Below are 25,278 nucleotides of genomic sequence, written 5' to 3'. Positions count from 1 at the left end.
TCATGCTGGGGGGGGGAAGTGCTGGGCCAGGGGCAGCAGGCGGGCCCGGCCATCCGGGGTGGCAAAGCGCCCATCCTCGAACAATCGGGCACGGCCCCGAGGCCAGTCGGCGTTGACGGGCCAGCTCAGGGGTTCCAGCACCTCGAACTCGGCGCGGCTCAGACCCGCCAGCCCCGAGATATCAAACTGGCGGGCCCCGTCGTTCTCGAAGCCGGAGAGGGCGGCGTGCTCGCAGAAGATCTCGTGCTCGTGCTCATAGGCGAACCCCTCGCCAAAGCCGAGTCGGCGGGCGAGCTGGGTCAGCGCCCACCAGTCTGGCCTGGCCTCCCCCGGCAGGGGCAGAAAGGCGCGTTGGCGACTGATGGTGCGCTCGGAGTTGGTGACGGTGCCGCTCTTCTCCCCCCAGGCGGCGGCGGGCAGCAGCAGATGGGCGAGGCGCGCCGTGTCGGTGTTGGCCGTCACCTCCGAGACCACCAGCAACTCGCAGCGGCTCAGGGCTTCGCGCACCCGGTTGCCGTCCGGCAGGGAGACCGCCGGGTTGGTGCCGAGCACCCAGAGGGCGCGGATCTCCCCACGGTGCACCGCCTCGAACAGCTCGACTGCCTTGCGCCCGGGCCCGCGCACCATGGTCGGACTCTGCCAGAAGCGCTGCACCCGATCGCACTCTTCCTCGCCAAAGCCCATGTGGGCGGCAAGCTGGGTCGCGAGCCCCCCCACTTCGCGCCCCCCCATGGCGTTCGGTTGCCCCGTCATGGAGAAGGGGGCCGCCCCCGGCTTGCCGATGCGGCCGCACATCAGGTGGGCGTTGATGATGGCGTTGGCCTTGTCCACTCCCTGGTTGGACTGGTTGATCCCCTGGCAGAACAGGGTGACGGTTTTGGGGCTGCGGGCAAACAGCTGGTAAAACCCGAGCAGATCGCTACGGGAGAGGCCGCAGCAGCGGGCCACCTCGTCCAGTTGCCAGGCGGGGTCGTCCAGCGCCGCCGCCAGCGCCTCGAAGCCGCTCACATGTTGCGCCACATAGGCCTTGTCCCAGCCGTCGCTGTCGAGCAGGTAGCGGCACAGGCCGTTCCACAGCGCCACGTCGCTGCCGGGCTTGAGAGCCAGGTGCAGATCCCCCTGCTCCGCCGTCATCGTGCGACGGGGATCCAGCACCACCACCTTGAGCTCGGGACGGCGCGCCCGCGCCTGCTGCAGACGGCGAAACAGCACGGGGTGGGTCCAGGCGGTGTTGGCACCGGTGAGCACCACCAGATCCGCGAGCTCCAGATCCTCGTAGCAGGCGGGCACCAGATCCTCCCCGAAGGCGCGCTGGTGGGCCACCACCGCCGACGACATGCAGAGCCGGGAGTTGGTGTCCACGTTGGCGCTGCCCAGATACCCCTTCATCAGCTTGTTGGCGACGTAGTAGTCCTCTGTGGTGAGCTGGCCCGACAGGTAGATGCCGATGGCCTCGGGCCCGGACTCGGCCAGGATGGCGGCAAGGCGCTGTGCCAGGGTGTCCAGCGCCTCATCCCAGCCGATGCGCTGCCCCAGCCAGCGCGGGTAGAGCAGGCGATCGGGGAACGACAGGCTCTCCAACAGGCTGGCCCCCTTGACGCACAGGGCGCCGCCATTGGCCGGATGCTGTTCATCCCCCTGCAACTGCCAGTTGTCGCCCTCCCGGCTCAACCGGATGCCACACCCCACTCCACAATAGGCACAGGTGGTCTTCATTCCCTCGCTCCTTGTCGCCGGCGGCCCCCGGGGGCCGCCTCCTTGTCCTGTTGGATGACGGGCCCATAAAAAAAGCGTCCGCCCCCCTGCGGGGACGGACGCCTTTGTCCGGATGAGCCTCAGTCATCTTGTATGAGGAAATGACTGCAAACCCCGCGCCAGGATGTCAGGTGCGCCACCATTGGGCGCCAGGGTGCGGGGCTGCGCCAGAGCGGTGCAACTGCTCCCTTGTTGGGCCCGCCGGACGGGAGTCGGCGCCACAGGCTGGGCAAGGGGCGCGCCGAGGGTATAATGCGCCGCCACAGAGGAGAACGAGATGAAAGAGTCAGGTTACGGCGCCGCACAGCGGGCCGATGTGCAACCGGATGCGGCTCCCGATTATTGCGCCATCGGGCTGGTCAATCCCAAGTCACCGGAGAATGTGGGAGCCGTGATGCGGGCCGCCGGCTGTTACGGGGCAGAAGAGGTCTACTACACGGGGCAGCGCTTCGAGCTGGCGCGCCGCTTTGCCACCGACACCAAGCAGATGGTGGAGAAGATCCCCCTGCTCGGGGTCGAGGATCTGCTGGCGTTCGTCCCCGAAGGCTGTACTCCTGTGCTGGTGGATCTCATCGAGGGGGCCACCTCGCTGCCGGACTACGAGCACCCGGCGCGGGCCTTCTACATCTTCGGGCCGGAGGATGGCACCCTGGATCCCGCCTGCTTCGCGGCGGTGAAGGAGGTGATCTACGTACCGACTCAGGGTTGCATGAACCTGGCCGCCTCGGTCAACGTGATCCTCTATGATCGGCTGGCAAAGAAGCTGAGGGCTGAAGACTGAGCAAGAAGGTGATCCAGGCAGCCAGACACAAGGCCGCATCAATCCGGTGACGGTGCCAGCGTGCGCGCCCTCGCCTCCTGCTCCCTGATAAAGTCCCGGTAGTCGTGGTAGAGCCTGTTTTTCCGATAGATCTCCGCCAGCCTTCCCTGCCTGATCAGGGTGCGCATGCCGGGATCCCAGAGCCCATGTAGCTGCCTGCCCTTCTCGTTATCGGCGAAGATGGGGTAGGTCGGGATCCAGCGCAGGAAGACCTGAGCCAGCTCGGATGGGAGGGCGCCCTTGGGGTAGAGGGCGCCATCGGTCAGGTAGTAACGGTAACGCCCCTTGAGCAACAATTGCAGTGCCGTGGTGTGGTTGTCTATCTCGTACCAGCGCATGGTCACCGGGATGTACTTGTCGAAGGCCCAGCCCCGCAGCCAGAGCACCTCCTGCTCCTTCAGGCTGGCCTCCCCGGTCCATTGCGGCAACCAGCGCTTCTGCATCACCACGGTTACGTAGTCGGCCGAGTCTGGGTAATCCGGCTGATGAACGCCTGCTACCTCCCCCCGATAGACCCCCATCGCCATGTCGCCCCCCTTCTGTGCCACCACCGCCAGCGCCCGCTTGTAGGGCACCATATGAGGCTTTACCACATACCCTTCGGGTTCATAGATGGCGCGAACAAGGTCCAGATAGACCCCTTTGCCATCCCTTTGGCAGAAGCCGGGCCAGTCATCACAATAAACGTGCAGGGTGTCGGCCCGAACAGGCAAGACGAGCAGCAAGCAGCACAACAGGAGCGGACGAACCATGTACCAGTGTTTCCTCTAAGATGTTGCCGTCAGCAGGCGCTCACAGCCAGGCGGCACATTCAGGCATACAGATAGCATAGAAAGCCGTCGTGTCCGTTCATATTTTTCCTGATTTTGCGAGCGGGTCGAGGGTTATTGCCCCGTCGTTCCGTATCATGAATCATAAGATTCATTAGTGACCTAACTTGAGGGGAGCTTTCTCATGCCAACCATCAAATCCCTGCTCTGTCCCGTCGATTTTTCCGATATGTCCAAGGCCGTGCTCGACTACGCCGTCTTCATGGCCCAGAGCCACCAGGCCGAGCTCAAGCTGGTGCACGTGGTGGACCAGTTGCACGGCTTCGACAGCTACAAGATCCTGCACATGACCGCCATCGAGATCACCCACGAGATGGAGCGTCAGGCCAAGAGCCAGCTCAAGGAGCTGGTCGCCAGCCTGCCCATCCCGGCCAAGTTCGAGGTGCGCTTCGGCCGCGCCGCCGACGAGATCGTCCTCCAGGCGAAGGAAGACAAGGTGGATCTGCTGGTCATGGGCAGCCACGGTCGCTCCGGCCTCAGCCATCTGCTGGTGGGCAGCGTGGCGGAATCCGTGGTGCGTCACGCCCCCTGCCCGGTGCTGGTGGTGCGCAAATAATCTCTCTTCCATCTGACAACCGAAGGCCAGCATTTGCTGGCCTTCTTGCCCTGTATTGCTCGGGGTACCCGCCTCAGCCGTGGGCATAGATGACACTCCCCCCCTTGATGATGTCGATGATAGCCCTCGACTGCTCTCGCGGCAGCGCGGGGCAACCCCAGCTGCGACCCAGCTTGTCATATTTTTGCAGATGCCTCGGGCTCGCATAGTCAGCCCCGTGCACGACGATGGCGCGCTTGCGGGCATTGCTGTTCTTGCCCGGACTCAGTCCGTCGAGGCGCAGGGAGTAGCCGTGCTTGCCCTGATAGGTTTCGGCGGTGCGATAGACCCCGAGGGAACTCTGCCGGGAATTCATCTGGTTGGAGAACTGGCGCGCGGCCAGCTCCCCCGAATTGCGACCGTGGCTGACCCAGGTGTGGTAGAGCAGCTTGTGCCGCTTCACGTCGATGACGAACAGCCGGCGCATGGTCGAGGGCTTGCTGTAATCGATGATGGTGAGGATGGGTTTGCGCTTGTGGCGCACATCTTGATAGCCCCGCAGGGCCTTGCGGAACACCTGTTTGTCGAGCTTGCCCGCCAGACCCAGCTGACGGTAGAGATCCTGATCCCAGCTGGCGTGGCCCTGGCTGCTGAAGCAGAGCGCCACCAGCAGCGGCAGCCCCAGCCAGAGGCGAGTCAGCCGCGCAATCCAATGCTGTCGCTTCATCCTTGAAGTCGCTCCCCTTCCTGATCTTGCGCCCTGAATGACGCCATCTCTCGCTGGATAGTTATATGCAAGCCACTGATAGTGCGCAATAAAAAACCACAAAAATGCCGACCAGAGTCGGCATTGACGGCAAGATGTTGATCGCCTTGCTCAGGCACGGATCAGATAGTCCGCCTGGCCGACCCACTTGTAGCTGGTCAGCTCGGTCAGCCCCATGGGGCCACGGGCGTGCAGCATCTGGGTCGAGACCGCGACTTCGGCCCCCAGGCCAAACTGGCCGCCATCGGTGAAGCGGGTGGAGGCGTTGACGTAGACCGCCGCCGAACCGGCACCGTTGACGAAGCGCTCCGCATTGGCCAGATCGTTGGTCAGGATGGCGTCGGAGTGGCCGGCGTTGTGCTCGCGCATATGGGCCAGCGCCTCGTTCACATCCGCCACCAGCTTGATCCCCAGAGTCAGTCCCAACCACTCGGTGTCGAAATCTTCCGCTCCCGCCTCGCACAGGTTGTCGGCACCGGCCAGCAGTGGCATGGCGCTGGGTGCGGCCACCAGGGTCACCTGGCGCTCGTTCATCAGGGAGACCAGCTGCGGCAGGAAGCGGGCGGCGATCTTCTCGTGGACCAGCAGGGTATCGAGGGCGTTGCAGGCGGAGGGGCGCTGCACCTTGGCGTTGTCGATGACCGCCAGGGAACGTTCCAGATCGGCGCTCTCGTCCACGAAGATGTGGCTGATGCCAAAGCCGCCGATGATGACGGGGATGGAGCTGTTCTCCTTGCACATCTTGTGCAGCCCGGCACCGCCGCGGGGGATGATCATGTCCACATAGCGATCGAGGCGCAGCAGCTCGCCCACCAGGGCCCGGTCAGGGTTGTCGATGTACTGCACCGCATCACCAGGCAAGCCCGAGGCTGCCAGCGCGCGCTGGATCACCCGCACCAGCTCCAGGTTGGAGTGGAAGGTCTCGCGCCCACCGCGCAAGATGCTGGCGTTGCCGGTCTTGAGGCAGAGGCTGGCGATGTCGATGGTGACGTTGGGGCGCGCCTCGTAGATGACGCCGATGACACCTATGGGCACCCGTCGGCGGGAGAGGCGAAGGCCGTTCTCCAACACCCGGCTGTCGATTTCGGCGCCGACCGGATCGTCAAGGGAGATCACCTTGCGCACATCCGCCACTATGCCGGCGAGGCGGGCAGGGTTGAGCAGCAGGCGATCCAGCATGGCTTCCGACAAGCCGGCATCGCGGCCTGCCGCGATATCCTTCTCGTTGGCAGCCAGGATCTGCGCACTGTGCGCCTCCAGTTCATCGGCGATGGCGGCCAGCGCGCGGTTTTTCTGCGCCGTGCTGATGGTCGCCAGCTGATAGGCGGCCTCGCGGGCCGCCTGCCCCATTTTCTCCAGACTCATAATGTGGTTCCTTTCTGAGTGCCGCCTTACGGCAGCACCATGTCATCTCTATGAATGGCCCATGGTCCCGTGACTTCAGGCTCTGGGCCGGTGCATCACAACAGCACCATATCATCCCGGTGGATGGCCCATGATCCCATAGCCATGGCAGCAGCCGCAGGGTCTATCGGGGCCGACTGCTCACAGCAGCACCATATCATCCCGGTGGATGGCAACGGCGCCATAGCCGTAACCCAGCACGGCCTCTATCTGATCCGAGTGTACGCCCCGCAGCTTCTCAAGCTCCAGATGATCGTAACGGCAGATGCCGCGGGCCAGCTCACCCCCCTGGGGGCCCAGGATCCGCACCACGTCGCCACGGACGAAGTCTCCCTTGACCGCGACTATGCCCTTGGGCAGCAGGCTGGAGCCCTTCTCCTGCATGGCGGCCACGGCCCCCTGATCCACCTGGACTTCGCCGTGAGGGGGCGGCCCTGCCAGGATCCAGCTCTTGCGCCCTTCCAGCGGCGAGGCCAGTGCCGGGAACAGGGTGCCCACCCGCTCGCCAGCGGCAAGGCGACCGATCACTTCCGGGATCTGGCCGGTGGCGATCACCACGTTGACCCCGGCGCGGCGCGCCACGTCGGCGGCCTGCAGCTTGGTGGCCATGCCGCCGGTGCCCAGACCGCTGACGCTGTCACCGGCGAGGGATCGCAGGGTGTCGTCTATGGTCTGCACCTCTTCGATGAGCTGGGCATCCGGGTTGGTGCGAGGATCCGCGGTGAAGAGCCCCTTCTGGTCGGTCAGCAGGATCAGCAGATCCGCATCCGCCAGGATGGCGGCGCGGGCGGAAAGGTTGTCGTTGTCCCCCACCTTGATCTCGGCGGTGGCCACGGCGTCGTTTTCGTTGATGACGGGGATGATGCGGTGATCGAGCAGGGTACGCAGGGTGTCACGGGCATTGAGGTAACGTTCCCTGTCCTCCAGATCGGCGCGGGTCAGCAACATCTGGCCGATGTGCAGACCATAGAGGTTGAACAGGTCCTGCCAAACCCGGATCAACTGGGTCTGACCGACTGCCGCCAGCATCTGCTTGTTGGGCAGGGTCGGCGCCAGCGGAGGATGTCCCAGATGCTCACGTCCAGCGGCGATGGCGCCAGAGGTCACCAGCACGACACGGTGCCCGTGTCGATGCAGGGCGGCACACTGCCTGACCAGCTCCACCATGTGGGCACGATTGAGATGGGCAGATCCCCCGGTGAGCACGCTGGTGCCCAATTTGACGACTATGGTTCTGTTTTCCATGGGAACAAAGGGTCAGAAAAGTAAGGAATCCCTTTATACCCACGGCCCTGTTGCCCTGCAAGGCAATTAAGCCTCACAGCTGTCATGGCAAAGAGGGGGCCCCGCGGATCGATGACCACAGGGCCCAGGCGGATCAGGCCGCCGTCACGTTCAGCTCGTTGGTGACCTGCTTCGCGGGAGACAAGGTGCACTCCAGCAGGGTCAGCTTGCCGCTGATGAGTTTGTAGAAGTGGTTGAGGGTTCGTTCGACCTCAGCCTGGTGCTTCTTGGGCAGCGGCTTGTCGAGCCACACCCCGTCCGCATTGTAGAAGCCGACCTGATAGTGATAGCTGAAGCTGTGGTCCTTCTGCTCCAGCACCAGCCACCAGCCCCAGAACTCCCGCTTGTCCGGCGCCGGTTTGGCACTGACGCAGACGGAAAGGCAGTCGAAGCGGTAGCGTCCCTCTTCGCACAGATCCTCGCGCAGATAGGGGCCAATGGCCGCGAATTGCCTCAGCAATCGCTTATAGGTCACTCTTTCTGACATGCTAACCTCCCTGTTGAACAAGCCATACCATCACATGGTGATGTTACATTTTTAGTTCTATATCATGTACATAAGTGTTTCTTTAGCCAATCTACCGTCTCTTTGAGCGCCTCGTCATACACCTCGAGCAGAGGCTGTTTGTCAAACACCACCGCCTTGCCATTGCGGCTGGCGGAGGCCAGGGCCCGGACATCCGGCTCGGGACAAATGAAGTCACGCTTGTGGCCAATGCTCAGGATGGGCACAGAGGTGCGACTCCCCAGCAACCCCTGGGTCTTGAGGGAGAAGACCTGGCACTTGGTACGCAGCAGATCCCACTGGGCGGCATCGGCCCCCAGGCGATTCGCCAGCCCGTCCCGCATCATGCGCGGACAACGGGCAAACATCTCCTGATTGGTAAACACCTGATTGATGCCGGCCCCGATGCAGACCACAGTCCTGAGCTTGAAGGGCTCGATGAAAGCGAGGCGTGCTGCCACATTGCCGGCGAGGCGGAATCCCACCATGGCGATGCGCTGATGATCGACCCAGGCCACCTCGGAGAGGTGGTTGAGCACCGCCTGGTGCAGGCGACTGGTGTCCTGCACCAGCGGCCAGTGCTCCGCATAGCCGGTTCCCGGCATATCCAGCGACAGCATGCCGATGCCGTGGGGCTCGAGGCACTTGAAGTAGAAGTTGAGGAAGTCGACCTGGAGGGCGTCGATGCCGCCACTGACGATGACCAGAGGCACAGGCTTGTCAGTGGTGGGCAGGTGCAGATAACCCTGAATGGTCTTGCCCCGGAACGGGACCTGCAGCTCCTTGAGCGGCACCTTGAACAGCCTGCCTGCCTCGCGGTAAGCCATGTTGCAGAGCAACTGGGCCTGATCCGCCAGCTCGTCATTCTTGAGGTGGGGGTAGCTCGCGATGGAGTAGTAGCGCACCGCCTTGAGCAGGTTTTTCAACGCTCCGGCGGCATCGCCCTGGCTCACCAGCTCGCGCCCGGCATTGAAATAGCGGCCAGCCAGCTGGCTCCACTCATAGACCCAGTTGCCGGGCACATAGCCCTTGATGGTATCCAGATAGCGCTCGTGGCTGCGTTCCCCCTGCCCCATGGCGATGCGGGCCAGGGTCTGCTCCACCTCCACCGGATCCGCCCCCTGCCAGGCCCAGGTCGGCCGGCGCAGCAGGCGATACCAATGGGGCGAAAGGGCGCCGTCGATGAAACTCTCGGCCAGGGAGCTGCCCTGCTCTTCGACCGGGCTGGAGTTGGATATTTCGGAGGTTTCCAATACCTTTTTGACCCGGGTGAACAGCTTTTCCGTCAGGTTGGTATCGTCGTTTGGTTCCAAGATGGTGACTCTTCTGTCTCAAACAATGGCCCATCTTAACCACTTTTCACCGCAGGCAGCCACATCATAAACACATAAGGCCCCAAACAGGGGCCTTATGAAACCGTCTTGCCATCGGCGCGAGCAACCCGCCCCCGCAGCAGTCAGGGGCGGTGCGCCAAGGCAGCGGCAATTACTCTTCGTCGCAGATCGGGTTGGCAAACTCCAGCGCCATGTCCCAAGGCTGCTCAATCCAGGTGTCCTGCGGGATGGCGACCTCGAAGTCATCCACCAGCGGCTCACCCATCGGCTTGGCGAAGATGGTGATGAACTTGGCCCTGGGATAGAGGTCACGGATCGCCTTGGCGGTACCACCGGTGTCCACCAGATCGTCCACCACCAGCCAGCCTTCGCCGTCACCGGCGGTGGTGGCGGCCTTGACGACCACCAGCTCACGCTGGCTGTTGTGGTCATAGCTGGAGATGCAGAGGGTTTCGACGTTGCGAATGCCAAGTTCGCGGGCCATCAGGGCGGCAGGCACCAGGCCACCACGGCTGACCGCGATGATCCCTTTCCACTGGCTGACGGGCAGTTGACGACGGGCCAGACGGCGCGCTTCACGTTGCAGGTTATCCCACGACACATAGAACTTTTTTGGCATGCTATCGATCTCAACGAGTTATAAAGGCAATCACTTAAGGCGTAAGAGTCCCGGCAGACACACGGGATCCGGTAAATTCTGGCCCCCGTTTCCCGAATTTTGCTTGCACTTTTGCGGCCTCAGGAGTGAACCCTCGGCAGCAAAAAGCAGATGCATTGAAAGCAGGACGGGCATGGCTGGCGGCCATATCGATCGAAACCCAGACCTCAGGCCAGCTGTTGGGCCGGTATGATAGCACCCTTTGCAGATAAAATGACTGGCAAACGTATGCGAAAAACAGGAAAAATCGGTCATCTCCTGCCTGCTTCGCCTCCCCTCGGGGCTCGGCCCTCGTCAACAGGGTGCTCATTTGAAGAGCAAACCTCGACTTTCGGGTAAAAAAATAGCAGGGGGAGGATGGAACCCTCACACACCTGCTGCTTTTCTGCTTTCTCTGTCAGTCTGGCTGACTGCCCGGCTTAACGACGACCGGCGTAGGGGTTCGGATAGTTGAAACCCTGAGTATAGAGGGACTGGGCAAACCAATAGGTTGAATTGCTGCCTGACATAATGAACTCCTGATTGCTTAACAAGTTACGTACCTTTAATGCGGGTTCAGATCCTTGAACAGACACTCGGTTCCGTGGAGGCGCACTTGCTTTGCTTCGGTTCCCTGGAGGCATTGATTGTCGTCCTGACAAGTGGTTGACCCACGGCGGCTAATTTACCACCCGGCGGCGAAAAGACAATATTTTTGTGATGCACATCACGAATTTCATCTTCTGCTGGTACACACGGGCAAGGCAGTCATGTTCGCCATTCAGGCTCCCTTTATCAGCACAAGCAGACCGCAATTTGCGCAGATCGCTCACATTTTTGTGTGATTGACTGTATTATCGTTACCCTCTTCTGCGGCCCACTGGGCCCTGTCCATTTCCGTGCTGGTAAGGAGTCCCGACGTGGCACAGCTTAGTTCTCTGTCTCCCAAGTTGATTTGGCAATTCTTCGAGCAGATCTGCTCCATTCCCCACCCCTCCAAGCACGAGGCCAAGTTGAGCGCCTGGATAGTGCAGTGGGCCCAGGGAGAAGGCCTGGCGGTCAAGCAAGACGCCGTGGGCAACATCATCATCAAGAAGCCGGCCACCCCGGGGATGGAAAACCGCAAGGCCGTGGTGCTGCAGGCACACATCGACATGGTGCCCCAGGCCAATGCCGACACCCAGCACGATTTCACCAAAGACCCTATCGATGCCTATATCGACGGTGAATGGGTCACCGCCCGTGGCACCACCCTGGGCGCCGACAACGGCATGGGCATGGCAGGCTGCCTGGCCGTGCTGGCGGACAAGACCATCAAGCACGGCCCGCTGGAAGTGCTGCTGACCACCGACGAAGAGACAGGTATGACAGGCGCCTTCGGCCTGGAAGCGGGCTGGCTGGAGGGCGAGATCCTGCTCAACACCGACTCCGAAGAGGATGGCGAGGTCTACATGGGCTGCGCCGGCGGCGTGGATGCCAATATCCGCTTCCCGCTGGAGCAAGTCGCCGCCACTGAAGGGGAAGGCTTCGAGCTGCAGGTGAAGGGGCTGCGTGGCGGTCACTCCGGGGTCGACATTCACCGCGGTCGTGGCAACGCCAACAAGCTGCTGGTGCGCCTGCTCAAGGCCGCCGAGCCGCTGGGGGTGCGTCTGGCCGAGATAAGCGGCGGTACCCTGCGCAACGCCATCCCCCGCGAAGCCCGCGCCACCCTGCTGGTGCCCACCGCCAGCGTCAGTGAGTTCAAGGCCCTGGTTGACCGCTACGCCGGCATCTATCAGAGCGAGCTGGCCGCCACCGAGGCGAACCTCACCGTGCTGCTAAACGGCCGGGACACGCCCGCCAAGCTGATGAGCGAATCCCTCCAGACCCGCCTGCTGGACGCCCTGGTGGCCTGCCCCAACGGGGTGATGCGCATGAGCGACGCCATCCCGGGCGTCACCGAGACCTCCACCAACCTCGGCGTCATCAAGACCCTGGAGGGCGAGGTGTATGTGCAGTGCCTGATCCGCTCCCTGATCGACTCCGGTCGCGAGAGCGTCGAGCAGATGACCCGTTCCCTGTTCAGCCTGGCAGGCGCCAGCTGTGAGTTCATCGGCGCCTACCCGGGCTGGGCACCGAACGTGGACTCCCCCGTCATGGCCCTGGTGCGCAGCAGCTACCAGACCCTGTTCGGCGAGATGCCGAACGTCATGGTGATCCACGCCGGCCTCGAGTGCGGTCTGTTCAAGAGCGCCTACCCGGATTGGGACATGGTCTCCTTCGGCCCGACCATCCGCGGCGCCCACGCGCCGGGCGAGAAGGTACACATCCCGGCGGTCGAGCGCTTCTGGCAACTGCTGGTCCACGTGCTGGAGCAGATCCCGGCCAAGTAAGCACCGCCTCCCCTGCCGCTTCATGCCCCGCCCAGTGCGGGGCATGTCATTGGGGCTGCGCCCCTGCTCTCCCTGCATTGCCTCCCTTCATTGCCCTGCTGATCCCCCTTGAAATCGTATCCATAAGCAACCCTGAATTTGAAAACCTTTTCCATGATTTATGTAAATTTACAACACAATAAGTTGATCGAGATCACAAAAGCCTCTAGCATCAAAGTGTGACCAAGGTCACATGAAGCAATAAACAACAGAACAAAGAGGTAAGACTATGTTTGAGAACCTGGCAGTGCTGTTCCACCTGAAGGGTGCATCCAGCAAAAAAGGCACACAAGAGAAAGACACTTATGCGCCTTCGACTCGCAACTACTACTTCCGCTATGGCGCCTGATGTCGCCGGCTCGGATGTCGAAGCAACAAAAGTAGTAAAATTACAAAATAACGCAATCCACACAACAGCCACCCCCTCGGGGCGCTGTCCTGCCCGGGCCAGATGTTCCACGGCCAAACCTGAACTCCAACCATGAAGATGGGGCCCACAGGCCCCATTTTTTATTGATCATCCTCGACGCCATCTTGCTGTGATACCGGCCGTGGCGAAGCGGACGCCGGCATCAGACCGCCTTTCCCAACGGCACCGCCTCCACGGCAGGCAAGGGGAAGTGGCAGGCAACCTGATGGACCTCTGTGCCACACGGCTCGAGACCCGGCGAGGTACCGCGGCACAGATCCGTGGCATAGGGGCAACGCTGATGGAAATGACAACCGTTCGGGGGAGAGATGGGTGAGGGCACATCCCCGGTCAGCAGGATGCGCTGGTTGCGCCTGCGAGGATCCGGCACCGGGATCGCCGAGATAAGCGCCTGGGTGTAGGGATGGCGCGGGCTCAGATAAAGTTGCTGGGCCTCTGCCAACTCGACGATGCGCCCGAGGTACATCACCGCTATCCGGTCCGAGATGTGCTTGACCACCGACAGATCGTGGGCGATGAAGATGATGGCCAGATTCATCTCCCGCTGCAGGGTGAGCAGCAGGTTCACTATCTGGGACTGTACCGAGACATCCAGCGCCGATACCGCCTCGTCACACACCAGCAGCCTGGGTTTGAGGGCGATGGCACGGGCAATGCCGATGCGCTGGCGCTGACCGCCTGAAAACTCGTGAGGATAGCGATCCACCGCACTCTTCGGCAGGCCCACCTTGTCCAGCAGCTCCAGCACCCAGCCCCGTCGCTGCGCTGTGTTGCCTTTACCGTGGATGATGAAGGGCTCTTCCAGGATCTGGCCCACTGTGTGACGACCATTGAGAGACTCTGCAGGATCCTGAAACACGATCTGCATCTCCTGGCGCAGGGATCGCATCTCCCCGGGCGACAACCGGGTGATGTCGCGTCCCTCGAAACTTATCTGCCCCGCCGTGGGCTCAAACAGCTTGAGCAGGGAACGGCCCAGGGTGGACTTGCCACAGCCGGACTCCCCTACCAGCCCCAGCGTCTCCCCCTGCTTGAGGTCAAAGCTGATGCCATCCACCGCATAGACGGTGTAGGGTTTGCGCAAGAAGCCGCCACCCATCTTGAAATGCTGCTTCAAGTCCCTTACCGACAACAAGACGCTCATCGCCGCCACTCCCGTCCATCCTGGTGAAGAGCCGACATAGCCCCTTCCCTATTGCTGAAGTGCTGTTTCAACTCCCGCACCGACAACAAGACGCTCATATGCTCAACTCCTTCCAGTGGTGGCAGGCCACTGCGTGGCGATCGCTCAGCTGCTCTGTCGCCGGTATGGTGCTCACGCAGATCTCGGTGGCGTGGGGGCAACGGTTGGAGAAGCGGCAGCCCGCTGGCATCTCGTGCAGGGCGGGCACCTGGCCTTTGATGGTCTTGAGCAGGCTCTTGGGCACATCTTCGAGGCGCGGGATCGAGGCCATCAGACCATGAGTATAGGGATGGCGCGGGTGGTCAAACAGCTCGAAGATGTCGGCCCGCTCCACGGCGCGGCCCGCATACATCACCACCACCTCGTCGCACAGCTCGGCCACCACCCCGAGATCATGGGTGATGAAGATGATGGCCATGCCGGTCTGGGCCTGCAGCGCCTTCATCAGATCCAGGATCTGGGCCTGGATGGTGACATCCAGCGCCGTGGTCGGCTCGTCGCAGATGAGCAAATCCGGCTCGCAGGCTAGCGCCATGGCGATCATCACCCGCTGGCGCATGCCGCCGGAGAGATTGTGGGGATAGACCGCAAAACGCTGAGCCGGCTCCGGGATCCCCACCTTCTGCAGCATGGCGATGGCGGCCTCCTTGCGCTGCGCCTTGCTGAAATCGGGCCTGTGCAGGCTGAACACCTCCATCAGCTGATCCCCCACGGTCTGCACCGGGTTGAGCGCCGTCATCGGCTCCTGGAAGATCATCGAGATGCGGTTGCCGCGCACCTTGTACATCTGATCCGGCTGCATCGCGAGCAGCTCTTCCCCCTGAAAGCGGATGGAACCCGCCACCACCTGACCGTGGGGCCTCGGCAACAGCCCCATGATGGCCAGCGAGGTAACGCTCTTGCCGCAGCCGGACTCGCCGACTATCCCCAGGGTCTGGCCCGGGGCTACCTTGAAGCTGACCCCGTCGAGCACCTTTATCTTGCCGTCGTCGACCGCGAACTCCACCTCGAGATTGCTGACCTCCAGGATGGGGGCCATGCCCTGACCGCCATCAGCGGTGAACTTCCCCCCATTTTCTCGAACGTCGAGGATGGGAGCCTGTGTCTCTGCCATCGCCTCCCCCTTCTCAATGATGCGCATAGGTCTTGTCGATCAGGGTGATGGGCGCAAGCGCTTCACCCGCCTCCTTGGCTTTCCGGGTCTCTTCCTGCACCTTGGGATCGAGCCAGAGCAGGCCGCCACTGCTGTGGGGGTAGCCATCCATGGGCCAATAGAGCAGATCCGGGGTGTTACGGGTGGCGGGCACCTCCGGCAGCATCACATGACGCCAGCTGCTGGCCCGCACATAGTTGAGCTGCACCCCGGGCACGAAGATGGCGAGATCATAGATGCGCTGCTGGACCTGACGGGAGATCTCGGCCCGCTTGGTCATGTCGAACTCGACGTTGTAGGCATCGATCAGGGCGTCCAGCTCCTTGTCGGCCACATTGAACAGGTTGTTGGTCTGCGGCTTGTTGGCGTTGGCCGAGTGGAACGACTCCCAATATTGCGGGTAGAGACCACCGCCACCCCAGCCGAGCCAGGCAGCCTCGTGCTTCTTCTCCAGCATCACCTTGAAGCCGGTGGCGCCATCCACCAGGTTGAGCTCCAGATCCAGGCCCGCCTTCTTGGCCTCTTCCTTGAGTACGGTCAGCCGCTTGGAGTGCTCCTGGCTGGTGTAGGTGAGGGCAAGGGTCAGTCGCTCCCCCTTGTCGTTTTGCAAGATGCCGTCCGGCCCCGGCTTGTTGTAGCCGCCCTTGGCGAAGTACTCCCGCGCCTTGGTGATGTCATAGGCCCGCTCCGGCAGCTTGATGTCGGTGAATTCGCCAAAGCCCGAGCCGAAGGTAGTGGCCCTGTCATAATCGCCGTGCAGCACGGTCGCGATCATCTTGTCCAGGTTCATGGCGTGCTGGATGCCGAGGCGCACATTCACGTCCGCCAGCTTGTGATTGGCCACATTGAGGTGCACCCCCTGCCCCCCCTGCTTGGTGTCGGTCATCGCCATCACCTTCTGCACGTACCCCTTCTTGTATTCCGGGGTGACCGCTTTTTCATGCCACCAGTTGGGCAGGATCATCTCGAAAGTGTCCAGCTCCCCTTTCAGGAAGTGGCGAAACGCGATGTTGTGGTCGCGGATCACCTGCACCTTGATGCGGTCGATATTGAATCTGTGCTGGTTGTAACGATCGTTCTGGGCCCACCAGTTCTGCTGCTTGCTGAAGGTGATGGACTTGCCCTTCTTCACCTCGCTCATCACATAGGGGCCCGTGGTCGGGACTACAGCCCAGTTGTACTGCTTCACCCAGTTCGGTCCCATCTTGTAGTAGTGCTTCGGCTGGGGCCACAGCTCCGTGGTGTTAAGGAGATCCAGCCTGGCCTTGCGGCTGCCTGCCTTCACCAGGATGGTGTGATCGTCAACCTTCTCCACCGCCACCACCTCTGTGGTGTAGTAGTTGTTGAACCAAGGGCCCTTGATGTCCTTGGAGCGCATCATCTCGTAGCCGAAGGTGTAGTCGTCGGCGGTGACCGGCTTGCCGTCAGACCATTTGGCGCGGGGGTCCAGCTTGAAGTAGACGGTCTGGCTGTCCGGCGCGATGGCCCAGGCGCTCGCCAGCGAGGGGATCGGGTTGCCGGTGTTGGGATGGAAGCTGATGAGCCTCAGCTGGTTGTCCTGGATGAAGGAGCGGAACGAACCGTTGGAATCGGGCCCCACGGTGCGAAACGTCAGCGGAAAGCTGTCGATGAAGAGGTTGAGAGTGCCACCGGGCAGCGCCTTGGGGGAAGCGAAGGTGGGGTCGGTGTCGTTGGTCTCCCACTTGAGATCCGCAGGCAGGCTGGCGGCCCACACCCAGGATCCGTTCACCAGCAGAAAAAGCGCACCTATCCATTTGATTTTATTTTTCATGTTTGACTTCCAGGTCTGGCCCCTGCACCGGGGGCGTCTCAATTAAGGGTTGGATACCCAGGGCCCTGAGGCGGGCCCCGGGTCACTGATAACGGGTGAATTTGCGCGGATCGAACGCCTCGCGGATCGCCTCCCCGATGAAGGAGACCATGATCAGCACCAGGCTCACTGCCACCACCACGGAGCTCACGATCCAGATGGCATCCAGGTTGTTGATCCCCTGGGAGAGCAATTCCCCCCAGCTCGGGGTTGGCGGCGCCAGGCCGAAGCCCAGATAGTCCAGCGCCGTCAGGGTGGAGATATTGCCCACCACGGCGAACGGCGCCAGGGTGACGATCATCATCAGGGTGTTGGGCAGGATATGGTTGAAGATGATGCGCCGGGTGGTCGCCCCTTGCGCCCGCGCCGCCATCACATAGTCCCGTGCCCGCTCCTTGTAGGTGAGGGTGCGCATGTACCAGGTGATCCCCATCCAGCCGAACAGCACGTTGATGCCCACGAACAGGCCGAAGTTCGGCTTGGCCAGCGACACCAGGATCATGATGACGTAGAGAAACGGCACCTGAGACCAGATCTCGATAAAACGCTGCAACACAAGGTCAAACCGTCCGCCGAGAAAGCCCATCATGCAACCGATGCTGACCCCGATGACATAGCTCGCCACCAGGGTGATGAAGGCAAAGCCGATGGCGATGCGAAAGCCGTAGACCAGGCGCGCCAGCACGTCGCGACCGCTGGTGTCGGTGCCGAGGAAGTGGCGCTCCGCCAGGTTGGGGGCGTAGGGCGGGTAGGCCTCCTCCTTGAAGTCCTGCTCATAGGGGTTCCAGGGCACCAGGGGCAGCAGCACCCAGTCCCCCTTGGCCTCTTGCGCAAGCTTGGCTTGCAACTGGCGGTAGTTGGTCTCGTACTCGTAATCGAGCCCGAAGTGCTGGCCCGGGATCACGTCGCCATAGGTGGGAAAGTAGATCTCTCCCTGATAGCTCACCGCCAGGGCCCGGCTGTTGACCAGGAGCTCCGCCAGCAGGGAGATGACCACCAGGACCGAAAAGATGACAAAGGAGTAGTAGCCGCGCTTGATCGACTTGAAGCGCTTGAGTTTTTTCAGGGTTACCGGATTCAGGTTCATGCTCAGTCTCCAAACCGCACGCGGGGATCGACCAGGGCAACGCAGATGTCGGAGACGATATTGCCCACCAGCATCAGCATGGAGGTGATGGCCAGGATGCCCATGACGGTGGGGTAATCCCGCTCGACGATGGCCTCATAGCCGAGCAGGCCGATGCCGTCGATGTTGAAGATGGTCTCGATGAGGAAGGAACCGCCGAAGAAGACGGTGAGCACCGATCCCAGGTGGCTCGCGATGGGGATCAGGCTGTTGCGCATGGCGTGGTCGGTGACCGCCTTGCGAAACGGCAGCCCCTTGGCCACGGCGGTACGCACGTAATCCGCCGACAGGTTCTCCATCAGGCTGTTCTTCATGGTCATGGTGAGGATGGCGAAATCCCCGATGGCATAGGCGATGAGTGGCAGCAGGGCGTGAGCGAAGACGGTACGGATCTGATCCCAACTGCTCTCCATCGAGTCGAAGTCGTCCCCCGGGAAGCCCCCCATGGGCAGCCACTCCAGATGAAACGCGAAGACGGTGATGAGGAAGATCCCCACCACGTAGGCGGGCAGCGCATAGGCCATGTAGATGAGCATGGAGCTCAAGGAATCGAAGCGGCTGTTGTGCCTGAGGGCCTTGGCCACCCCGAGCGGGATGGAGACGGCGTAACTCAGCAGGAAGGTCGCCAGCCCGAAGAAGGCGGTCACCGGTAGCCTGTCCTTGATGAGATCCCACACCGGCTCGTAGTAACGGGTCGACTCCCCGAGATCCAGCACCGCCAGCTTCTGCAGCCACTCCCAGTAGGCGATCAGCATGGGCTTGTCGAGGCCGTAAAAGGCCTTGAGCTCCTCGATCTGCTCATCGGAGAGCGCCTGCGCCCCCTTGCTGCCACTGGAGCGGCCGGTCTCGTTCTGTGATACCTGAGCCTGCAGCAACATGCGCTCGACCGGGCCGCCCGGCACGAAGCGGGTGATGGTGAAGACGAGCAGGGTGATACCGAGAAACGTCGGGATGATCAAAAGCATCCGACGTAGGAAATACGACAGCATGGTGGAACCTCGTCCTTGTTGTTCTTTTATGGTCAGTCACATCCGGTGACCGACCTGTCCTTCCTGGCATTACTCACTGAATTGACTGGTATTGGCAGTCAATCCCGCTCGGTCACTGTAAAAGCTCTGCAACAAAAATCAAGTAGAACTAACCCGGTCAACGGTCAATGACGTCAACAGCATAACTCACTGATGTTTTTTTCCAAAAAATCCAACTTCCATATAAAAAACTGCTACGCATTCTCATTTAACTTGTTTTTAAATATTAACAAATTAATTGAACAGTCGTATAAATCAAACAAAAAACCAATAAAAACAAAAAGATAAAATCAATCGCACCCTGTTTTCATTTTATCCATAAAAGAAGAGGGAAATATCCCAAGAACGAAACCTGAACAGAAACTGCCTCACGCCCAAATACAGATTTAAATACTGAGAAAATGTCATTACGCGATATGAAGAACATTACGACAGGCGACTTATCGATAAGTTCAAAAATAATCAATAAAATGGCAAAAGACAAAATTAACAACATCTTTACATTATTGTTCGCATTTATTGCGGAATAAAACGCCAAAAAATATGCCGAAATCCTACATAGTCTTCTAATCCCCCGTCTCTTCCCCATCCTGGCCGCTCCATTTGACGTCAATCATCAAACCTTGATAAGCCTTACGCACCGCTCCAACGAGGGCGGTAAAGGAAGCAAACAATAAACAATCAGGAAGGATACTAGCGATGCTTAGGAAAAGCAGACTCTCTGCTGCCGTAGCGTTTGCCTTGGCGAGCGCGGCAGTTGTGGCCACCCCTGTCCTGGCCGAAGAGGGCCAGAACGTCGAAAAACTGCAGAAAATCAAGGTCACCGGCTCGCGGATCTCCCGAGTCGATGTGGAAGGCTCCACCCCGGTCGTCTCCGTGACCAAGGCAAAAATCGAGCAATCCGGTCAACAGACCGTCGCCGATTACCTCAAACAGGCCTCCTACAACTCCTTTGGTGGCGTCTCCCCGGCTTCCGGCAGCTCCTTCCAGTCCCAATCCACCGTCGGCCTGCGCGGCCTGGGTTCAGAGCGCACCCTGGTCTTGCTGAACGGCAAGCGGGTCGCGGGTTCCCCCACCATGGGTGGCACCTCCATCAACCTGAACACCATCCCCATGGCCGCCGTTGAGCGGGTCGAAGTCAACCTGGACGGCGGCTCGGCCATCTATGGTTCCGACGCCATCGGCGGTGTCATCAACGTGGTGCTCAAAGAGGGCTACGAAGGCCTGACCTTCCAGGGTCGCCTCGGCTCCCCGACCGAAGAGGGTGGTGACGAGAAGAGCGGCTCCGTCGTGGCAGGCGTCAACGGCGAGAAGGGTTCGCTGATGGCGGTCTACGAGCACGACAAGAAGGACGTCATCTACAGCCGTGATCGTGATTATCTTGCCAAGCAGGGCAACGATGCTCCCAGTCCCTATGGCCGCAACGTGGAAGGGATCACCGGCCTGGACGGCAACGGCGACCCCATCTGGAAATACGGCCCCCTGGCCGGCGCCACCAATGCAGACGGCTCATGCAAGGAGCCCTTCGTCGGGTTCGAGGGCGGCTGTAACTTCAACTACGGCCAGGTCGCGGCCACCACGGCCTCCCGCAGCCGTGACACCCTGTACGTGAACGGTCGCTACCACATCAACGACACCGTGGACTTCGTGCCGCAAATCATCGGCTCCCGGGTCGAGAGCTTCGGTCGCTTCGCCCCCGCCGCCGGCGCCTTCGCCATAGACCCGGCCAACCCGAAAAACGCGCAGTTCTTCGCCGACAACGGCCTGGATGCCGCCGCCACTCAGGGTCTGGGTGAAGCCGCTTACGCCTACTACCGCTTCAGCAACGTCGGTCCTCGTGACAACTACGTCACCGACATGACCGGCAGCCTGAACCTCGGCTTCGAGGGCACCGTCACCACCGAAAGCGTCGGTGACATGCAGTGGAACGCCGGTTACATGTATTCCAAGACCGACAATAAGGAGAACGGCACCGGTTACGTGCTCAAATCCGCCGCCCAGCAGGCTATCGCCGACGGCAAGTTCGTCGGTGGCGAGTTCGATCCCAAGAGCACGGCCGCCATGGCCGCCGACACCAGCCGCCGCTCCACCATGGACTTCTACCAGTGGTACGCCGGTGTCCAGTGGGACATGGGTGAGCTGCCGGCCGGTCCGGTCAGCTGGTACGCCGGTGCCGAGTACAACGACTGGGTCTATACCGACAAGTACGATGCCCAGTCCGAGGCTGGCAACATCATCGGCTCCGCCGGCAACTCCTCTGGCGGGGTGCGCGACGTCACCGCCGCCTACGTCGAGTCCCTGGTGCCCATCACCGAGCAGGTCGAGCTGAACCTGGCCGGTCGCTTTGATGATTACAGCGACTTCGGCAGCGCCTTCTCGCCCAAGGCGAGCCTGCGTTACCAGCCGCTCGACAACCTGATGCTGCGTACCTCTTGGTCCCGCTCGTTCCGCGCCCCCAGCCTGAGCGATCTCTACGCGGCTGACTCCTTCTCGGCCGACTGGGCCAAGGACTATGTCTACTGCGAGGCGAACGGCATCTCGGCGGCAGACTGCCCGAACCGCCAGTACGACACCACCCGCACCGCCAACGAGGATCTGAAGGAAGAGACCGCGGACACCTGGAACTTCGGGGTGGCCTACAGCCCGGTGGATGACCTGAACCTCTCCCTGGACTACTACACCATCAAGATCAAGGACGTGATCCAGCTGAACTCCCTGCAGTCCGTCATCTATGACGAGCTGAACAACGGCGGTTCCAGCAACATCACCCGCAACAGCCAGGGCAAGATCAGCGGTGCCATCGCACCTATGGTCAACCTGGGTACCCTGAACACCAGCGGCCTGGATCTCAAGCTGGATTACCGCTACGACCTGAACTCCGCCACCATTCGCTATGACCTGGGCGGCACCTACATCCTGGAGTACAAGGAAGGCCTGTACGCCGGTGGCCCCGTCATCGACAAGATCGGCCAGAACGGTCTGCCACAGATGCGCTTCAGCTCCGGCGTGGGTGTCAACGTGCCCCAATGGTGGAACATGGATACCTATCTGAGCGCGAACTACATCGACTCCCAGAGCCAGGACTACATCGCCGACACCGGTGAGGAAGTGGGCCACATCGCGTCCCAGACCACCTGGAACCTGAACGTCGGGGTGGATGCGCCCTGGAACGGCAAGATCCAGGTCGGGGTGAAGAACATGTTCAACGCGGGCCCGTCCCTCGAGAGCGATGGCTTCACCTATGACGACGAGCTCTACAGCATCGACGGTCGCATCTACTACCTCGACTACGCCCAGAAGTTCTAATCCACCAAGCAAGTGACAAGCCGGCCCACTCGGGCCGGCTTTGCCCAAGGTTCCAAGGAAGTCACGGAGATAGGGTAATCCTATGAAAACAAGGACTATTACAATGAAGAAAGCGCTCCTCGGCAGCCTGGTTTCGGCTGCCCTGCTGACCAGCTTCAATCTGAGTGCCGCCTCTGCCGGTCAGGCAGTGGACGCTCAAGCCGCCACCGACAATGCCTCCAAAGTATCCCAGCAGAAGATCGACAGCTACGCCGAGTCTGCCGAGTCTGCCCTGGCGCAGTACAAGGCCGCCCTGCGTCAGGTCGACAGCCTGCGCACCTACAACGAGCAAGTGGGCAAGATGGTCGACTCCCAGGCCACCGAGCTGGCCTCGATGCAGCGCCAGATCGCCCAGATCGATCAGACCAGCACCGAAGTGGTGCCCTTGATGCTCAAGATGATCGACTCCCTCGATCAGTTCGTCTCCCTGGACCTGCCGTTCCAGAAGGTCGAACGGGAGGACCGCGTGGCGGCCCTGACCGACCTCATGAACCGGGCCGACGTCACCATCTCCGAGAAGTACCGCAAAATCCTCGAGGCCTACCAGATCGAGGAGGGCTTCAGCCGCACCATCGAGTCCTACAAGGCGAGCCTGGACAAGGACGGCGGCGAGAAGACCTACGAGTTCCTGCGCGTCGGTCGCATTGCCCTGCTCTATCAGTCCCCGGACGGCAACGAGACAGGCATGTGGAACAAGCAGACCCGCCAGTGGGAAGAGCTGCCCCAGGAATATCGCAGTGCAGTGGAACAGGGCCTTCGCATCGCCAAGAAGCAGGCGCCTCCCGCCCTCATCAAGCTGCCGGTTCAAACTGCGGAGAAAGCATCATGAAAGGAATCAAACTTGCCATTGCCTCCCTGATCGCGGGAGCCACCCTGATCACCCTGCCGGTGACTGCCGCCGAGAAGCCGGTGGATCTCAACGCCCTGCTGAGCCAGGTCAAAGCCGCCAGTACCAGCGAATCCCAGCTCAACAAGGAGCGGGAGGCCCGCTTCCTGGCTGACAAGAACGAACAAGGGGCCCTGCTGGCCAAGGCCAAGGCGGAGCTGGCCGCCGAAATAGCCAAGGGTGAAACACTCAAGGCCACCTTCGATGCCAACGACAAGCAGCTCACCGAACTGACCGAGACTCTGCGCCAGCGTGCCGGCAACATGGGTGAGATGTTTGGCGTGTTGCGCCAGTTCGCTGGCGAGTTCAAGGGGATCTTCAACGCCTCCGCCCGCCGGGTCGAGCATCCGGAGCAGACCGCCCTGCTGACCCGCCTGGCGGAGAGCAAGGAACTCCCCTCCAGCGACGACCTGACCGCCTTCTGGACCACCACCCTCAGCCGCATGGTCGATGGTGGCAAGGTGAGCCAGATCCCGGCCACCGTGGTCTATGGCGAGGGCAACCAGGCCGAGAAGACGGTGACCCAGATCGGCGAGTTCAACACCGTTTCCGAGGGCAAGTACCTCACCTTCGTGCCGGAGACCGGCAAGTTCGAGCAGCTCTCCCGCCAGCCCGAGAATGCCGTGCTGGAGCCCGTCGCCAAGTTTGAACAGGGCAACGGCGCCGTCGAGCCCATCTTCATCGACCCGTCCCGCGGGGTGATCCTCTCCCTGCTGGTGCAGTCGCCAACTCTGAAGGAGCGTATCGATCAGGGTGGTTCCGTGGGTTACGTGATCCTGGCACTGGGGGTCATCGGTACCCTGCTGGCCATCTTCTGCGGCCTGCGTCTGTCGATGATCGGCACCTCCATGCGCAAGCAGCTGAAATCCGATCAGGTTATCAAGGGCAACCCCATCGGCGAGATGCTGGGGGCTTATCAGTCCCACCGCGGTGACAACATCGAGGATCTGGAATCCAAGCTCGACGAGATCATCTTGCGCAACGTACCCAAGTTCGAGAAGGGCATTAGCCTCATCAAGCTGATCGCCTCGGTCGCACCGCTGCTGGGTCTGCTGGGGACAGTGGTCGGGATGATCGCCACCTTCCAGGCCATCACCCTGTTCGGTACCGGGGATCCCAAGCTGATGGCGGGCGGCATCTCCGAGGCCCTGGTCACCACCATGCAGGGTCTGGTGGTCGCCGTGCCCATGCTGTTCCTCTACACCATAGTGCAGACCCAGAGCCGTCGTCTCATCCAGGTCCTGGAAGAGCAGAGCGCCGGTTTCGTCGCCCGTTATCAGGAACGTCTGCACGCCGCCAAAGCCGCAGCCTAAGGAGTCACCCATGTGGTTCTGGTTGATTGAAGAAGTCGAGTCGGTCCGCCGGTTTCTGGGATTGGGGGGCGACGTACTGGTCGCCCTGTTCTTCCTGACCCTGATGATGTGGGCCCTGCTGCTGGAGCGCTGGTTCTACTTCATGGCGGTCTACCCCAAACAGGTGAAGCAGACCAAGGCGACCTGGATGGCCCGCAGCGATCACCTCTCCTGGTCTGCCAAGCAGATCCGGCGCGAGCTGGTCTCCCGGGTCGCCATGGCGGTGGACAAGGGGATGCCGGTCATCAAGGTGCTGATCGCCCTCTGTCCGCTGATGGGGCTGCTCGGCACCGTAGTGGGCATGGTGCAGGTGTTTGACACCCTGGCCATCACCGGCACGGGTTCCCCCAGGGCGATGGCCTCGGGGATCTCCAAGGCGACGGTACCGACCATGGCGGGCATGATTGCCGCCCTTTCCGGCCTGTTTTTTGTCAACCAGCTCGATCACAAGGCCAAGTTGGCGGTGCAAAAGCTGGAAGACAACCTGAAACACGGCTGATGCAGGATGCACTCCCCCGGCCAGGTACTGCCCGCCGGGGCACAGAACAAGCAAGGAGTTTTTGCCATGAGAAAACGTCACAGCGACAGCGGTGCCGATGAGGCGGCCATCGATCTGACCCCCATGCTGGACATAGTGTTCATCATGCTGATCTTCTTCATCGT

At 61.4% G+C, this 25,278-nt stretch carries 21 protein-coding genes; 8 read left to right on the top strand and 13 right to left on the bottom strand.

The window, feature by feature from the left end; all coding sequences use genetic code 11:
• Nucleotides 1–1,716, bottom strand: coding sequence for a molybdopterin-dependent oxidoreductase (locus BN1127_RS13980; RefSeq protein WP_231557491.1), 1,716 nt, complete (start codon nt 1,714–1,716; stop codon nt 1–3).
• Nucleotides 1,717–2,032: 316 nt separating this feature from the next.
• On the opposite strand from BN1127_RS13980, the gene BN1127_RS13975 reads away from it, so the two are divergent.
• Nucleotides 2,033–2,536, top strand: coding sequence for an RNA methyltransferase (locus BN1127_RS13975; RefSeq protein ID WP_042649876.1), 504 nt, complete (start codon nt 2,033–2,035; stop codon nt 2,534–2,536).
• A gap of 38 nt (nt 2,537–2,574) precedes the next feature.
• Here BN1127_RS13975 and BN1127_RS13970 read toward each other — a convergent pair whose 3' ends face one another.
• Nucleotides 2,575–3,327 (bottom strand): type 2 periplasmic-binding domain-containing protein, encoded by a 753-nt coding sequence (locus BN1127_RS13970; protein ID WP_042649875.1) that lies wholly within the window; start codon nt 3,325–3,327, stop codon nt 2,575–2,577.
• Nucleotides 3,328–3,529: 202 nt separating this feature from the next.
• On the opposite strand from BN1127_RS13970, the gene BN1127_RS13965 reads away from it, so the two are divergent.
• The gene (locus BN1127_RS13965; protein WP_005325997.1) at nt 3,530–3,961 is read left to right on the top strand and encodes a universal stress protein; all 432 of its coding nucleotides are present in this window, start codon (nt 3,530–3,532) and stop codon (nt 3,959–3,961) included.
• 73 nt (nt 3,962–4,034) lie between these two features.
• On the opposite strand, the gene BN1127_RS13960 is transcribed toward BN1127_RS13965, so the two are convergent.
• From BN1127_RS13960 to gpt, 6 genes are all read right to left on the bottom strand, one after another.
• Nucleotides 4,035–4,667: a murein L,D-transpeptidase catalytic domain family protein gene (locus BN1127_RS13960; RefSeq protein WP_042649874.1), complete on the bottom strand. Its 633-nt coding sequence runs from the start codon at nt 4,665–4,667 to the stop codon at nt 4,035–4,037.
• A 150-nt stretch (nt 4,668–4,817) separates the two neighbouring features.
• Entirely contained in the window at nt 4,818–6,071 is a 1,254-nt protein-coding gene (locus tag BN1127_RS13955; RefSeq protein WP_042649873.1) for a glutamate-5-semialdehyde dehydrogenase, read from the bottom strand.
• Between the two features lie 180 nt (nt 6,072–6,251).
• Nucleotides 6,252–7,355, bottom strand: coding sequence for a glutamate 5-kinase (gene proB, locus BN1127_RS13950; protein WP_005325991.1), 1,104 nt, complete (start codon nt 7,353–7,355; stop codon nt 6,252–6,254).
• Between the two features lie 133 nt (nt 7,356–7,488).
• Nucleotides 7,489–7,881 carry a sigma factor-binding protein Crl gene (gene crl / locus BN1127_RS13945; protein ID WP_042649872.1) on the bottom strand — a complete coding sequence of 131 codons (393 nt, stop codon included), beginning with the start codon at nt 7,879–7,881 and terminating at the stop codon, nt 7,489–7,491.
• Between the two features lie 62 nt (nt 7,882–7,943).
• Nucleotides 7,944–9,212: an esterase FrsA gene (gene frsA / locus BN1127_RS13940; RefSeq protein ID WP_042649871.1), complete on the bottom strand. Its 1,269-nt coding sequence runs from the start codon at nt 9,210–9,212 to the stop codon at nt 7,944–7,946.
• A 172-nt stretch (nt 9,213–9,384) separates the two neighbouring features.
• Nucleotides 9,385–9,852, bottom strand: a complete 468-nt coding sequence (gene gpt / locus BN1127_RS13935) for a xanthine phosphoribosyltransferase (protein WP_042649870.1) — start codon at nt 9,850–9,852, stop codon at nt 9,385–9,387.
• A gap of 938 nt (nt 9,853–10,790) precedes the next feature.
• On the opposite strand from gpt, the gene BN1127_RS13930 reads away from it, so the two are divergent.
• Nucleotides 10,791–12,242 carry an aminoacyl-histidine dipeptidase gene (locus BN1127_RS13930; protein ID WP_042649869.1) on the top strand — a complete coding sequence of 484 codons (1,452 nt, stop codon included), beginning with the start codon at nt 10,791–10,793 and terminating at the stop codon, nt 12,240–12,242.
• 611 nt (nt 12,243–12,853) lie between these two features.
• Here BN1127_RS13930 and BN1127_RS13925 read toward each other — a convergent pair.
• The 5 genes from BN1127_RS13925 to BN1127_RS13905 form a co-directional block, all read right to left on the bottom strand.
• On the bottom strand, nt 12,854–13,855 hold the full coding sequence (locus BN1127_RS13925) for an ABC transporter ATP-binding protein (protein ID WP_042649868.1): 1,002 nt from the start codon (nt 13,853–13,855) through the stop codon (nt 12,854–12,856).
• Nucleotides 13,856–13,949: 94 nt separating this feature from the next.
• A complete protein-coding gene (locus BN1127_RS13920) occupies nt 13,950–15,008 on the bottom strand; it encodes an ABC transporter ATP-binding protein (protein WP_042649877.1) in 1,059 nt (352 codons plus the stop codon).
• A gap of 13 nt (nt 15,009–15,021) precedes the next feature.
• Nucleotides 15,022–16,839: an extracellular solute-binding protein gene (locus BN1127_RS13915; RefSeq protein ID WP_042649867.1), complete on the bottom strand. Its 1,818-nt coding sequence runs from the start codon at nt 16,837–16,839 to the stop codon at nt 15,022–15,024.
• A gap of 82 nt (nt 16,840–16,921) precedes the next feature.
• A complete protein-coding gene (locus tag BN1127_RS13910) occupies nt 16,922–17,965 on the bottom strand; it encodes an ABC transporter permease (protein ID WP_042649866.1) in 1,044 nt (347 codons plus the stop codon).
• Between the two features lie 2 nt (nt 17,966–17,967).
• The gene (locus BN1127_RS13905) at nt 17,968–18,993 is read right to left on the bottom strand and encodes an ABC transporter permease subunit (RefSeq protein ID WP_041205130.1); all 1,026 of its coding nucleotides are present in this window, start codon (nt 18,991–18,993) and stop codon (nt 17,968–17,970) included.
• Between the two features lie 738 nt (nt 18,994–19,731).
• Between BN1127_RS13905 and BN1127_RS13895 the strand changes: the two genes are divergently transcribed.
• From BN1127_RS13895 to BN1127_RS22170, 5 genes are all read left to right on the top strand, one after another.
• Nucleotides 19,732–22,338, top strand: coding sequence for a TonB-dependent receptor plug domain-containing protein (locus BN1127_RS13895; protein WP_042649864.1), 2,607 nt, complete (start codon nt 19,732–19,734; stop codon nt 22,336–22,338).
• 103 nt (nt 22,339–22,441) lie between these two features.
• Nucleotides 22,442–23,206, top strand: a complete 765-nt coding sequence (locus tag BN1127_RS13890) for a DUF3450 domain-containing protein (RefSeq protein WP_005327067.1) — start codon at nt 22,442–22,444, stop codon at nt 23,204–23,206.
• Nucleotides 23,203–24,576: a MotA/TolQ/ExbB proton channel family protein gene (locus BN1127_RS13885; RefSeq protein ID WP_005327070.1), complete on the top strand. Its 1,374-nt coding sequence runs from the start codon at nt 23,203–23,205 to the stop codon at nt 24,574–24,576. Before BN1127_RS13890 ends, BN1127_RS13885 begins: the two co-directional genes overlap by 4 nt.
• A gap of 10 nt (nt 24,577–24,586) precedes the next feature.
• Nucleotides 24,587–25,114 carry a MotA/TolQ/ExbB proton channel family protein gene (locus BN1127_RS13880; protein ID WP_005327072.1) on the top strand — a complete coding sequence of 176 codons (528 nt, stop codon included), beginning with the start codon at nt 24,587–24,589 and terminating at the stop codon, nt 25,112–25,114.
• Between the two features lie 66 nt (nt 25,115–25,180).
• On the top strand, nt 25,181–25,278 hold a 98-nt coding region (locus BN1127_RS22170), incomplete at its 3' end, for an ExbD/TolR family protein (protein ID WP_042016899.1).

This window comes from Aeromonas media, from assembly GCF_000819985.1.
GTDB lineage: Bacteria > Pseudomonadota > Gammaproteobacteria > Enterobacterales > Aeromonadaceae > Aeromonas > Aeromonas media.
Note: the sequence above shows the minus strand (reverse complement) of the source record. Positions and strands in the feature narration are given on the sequence as shown.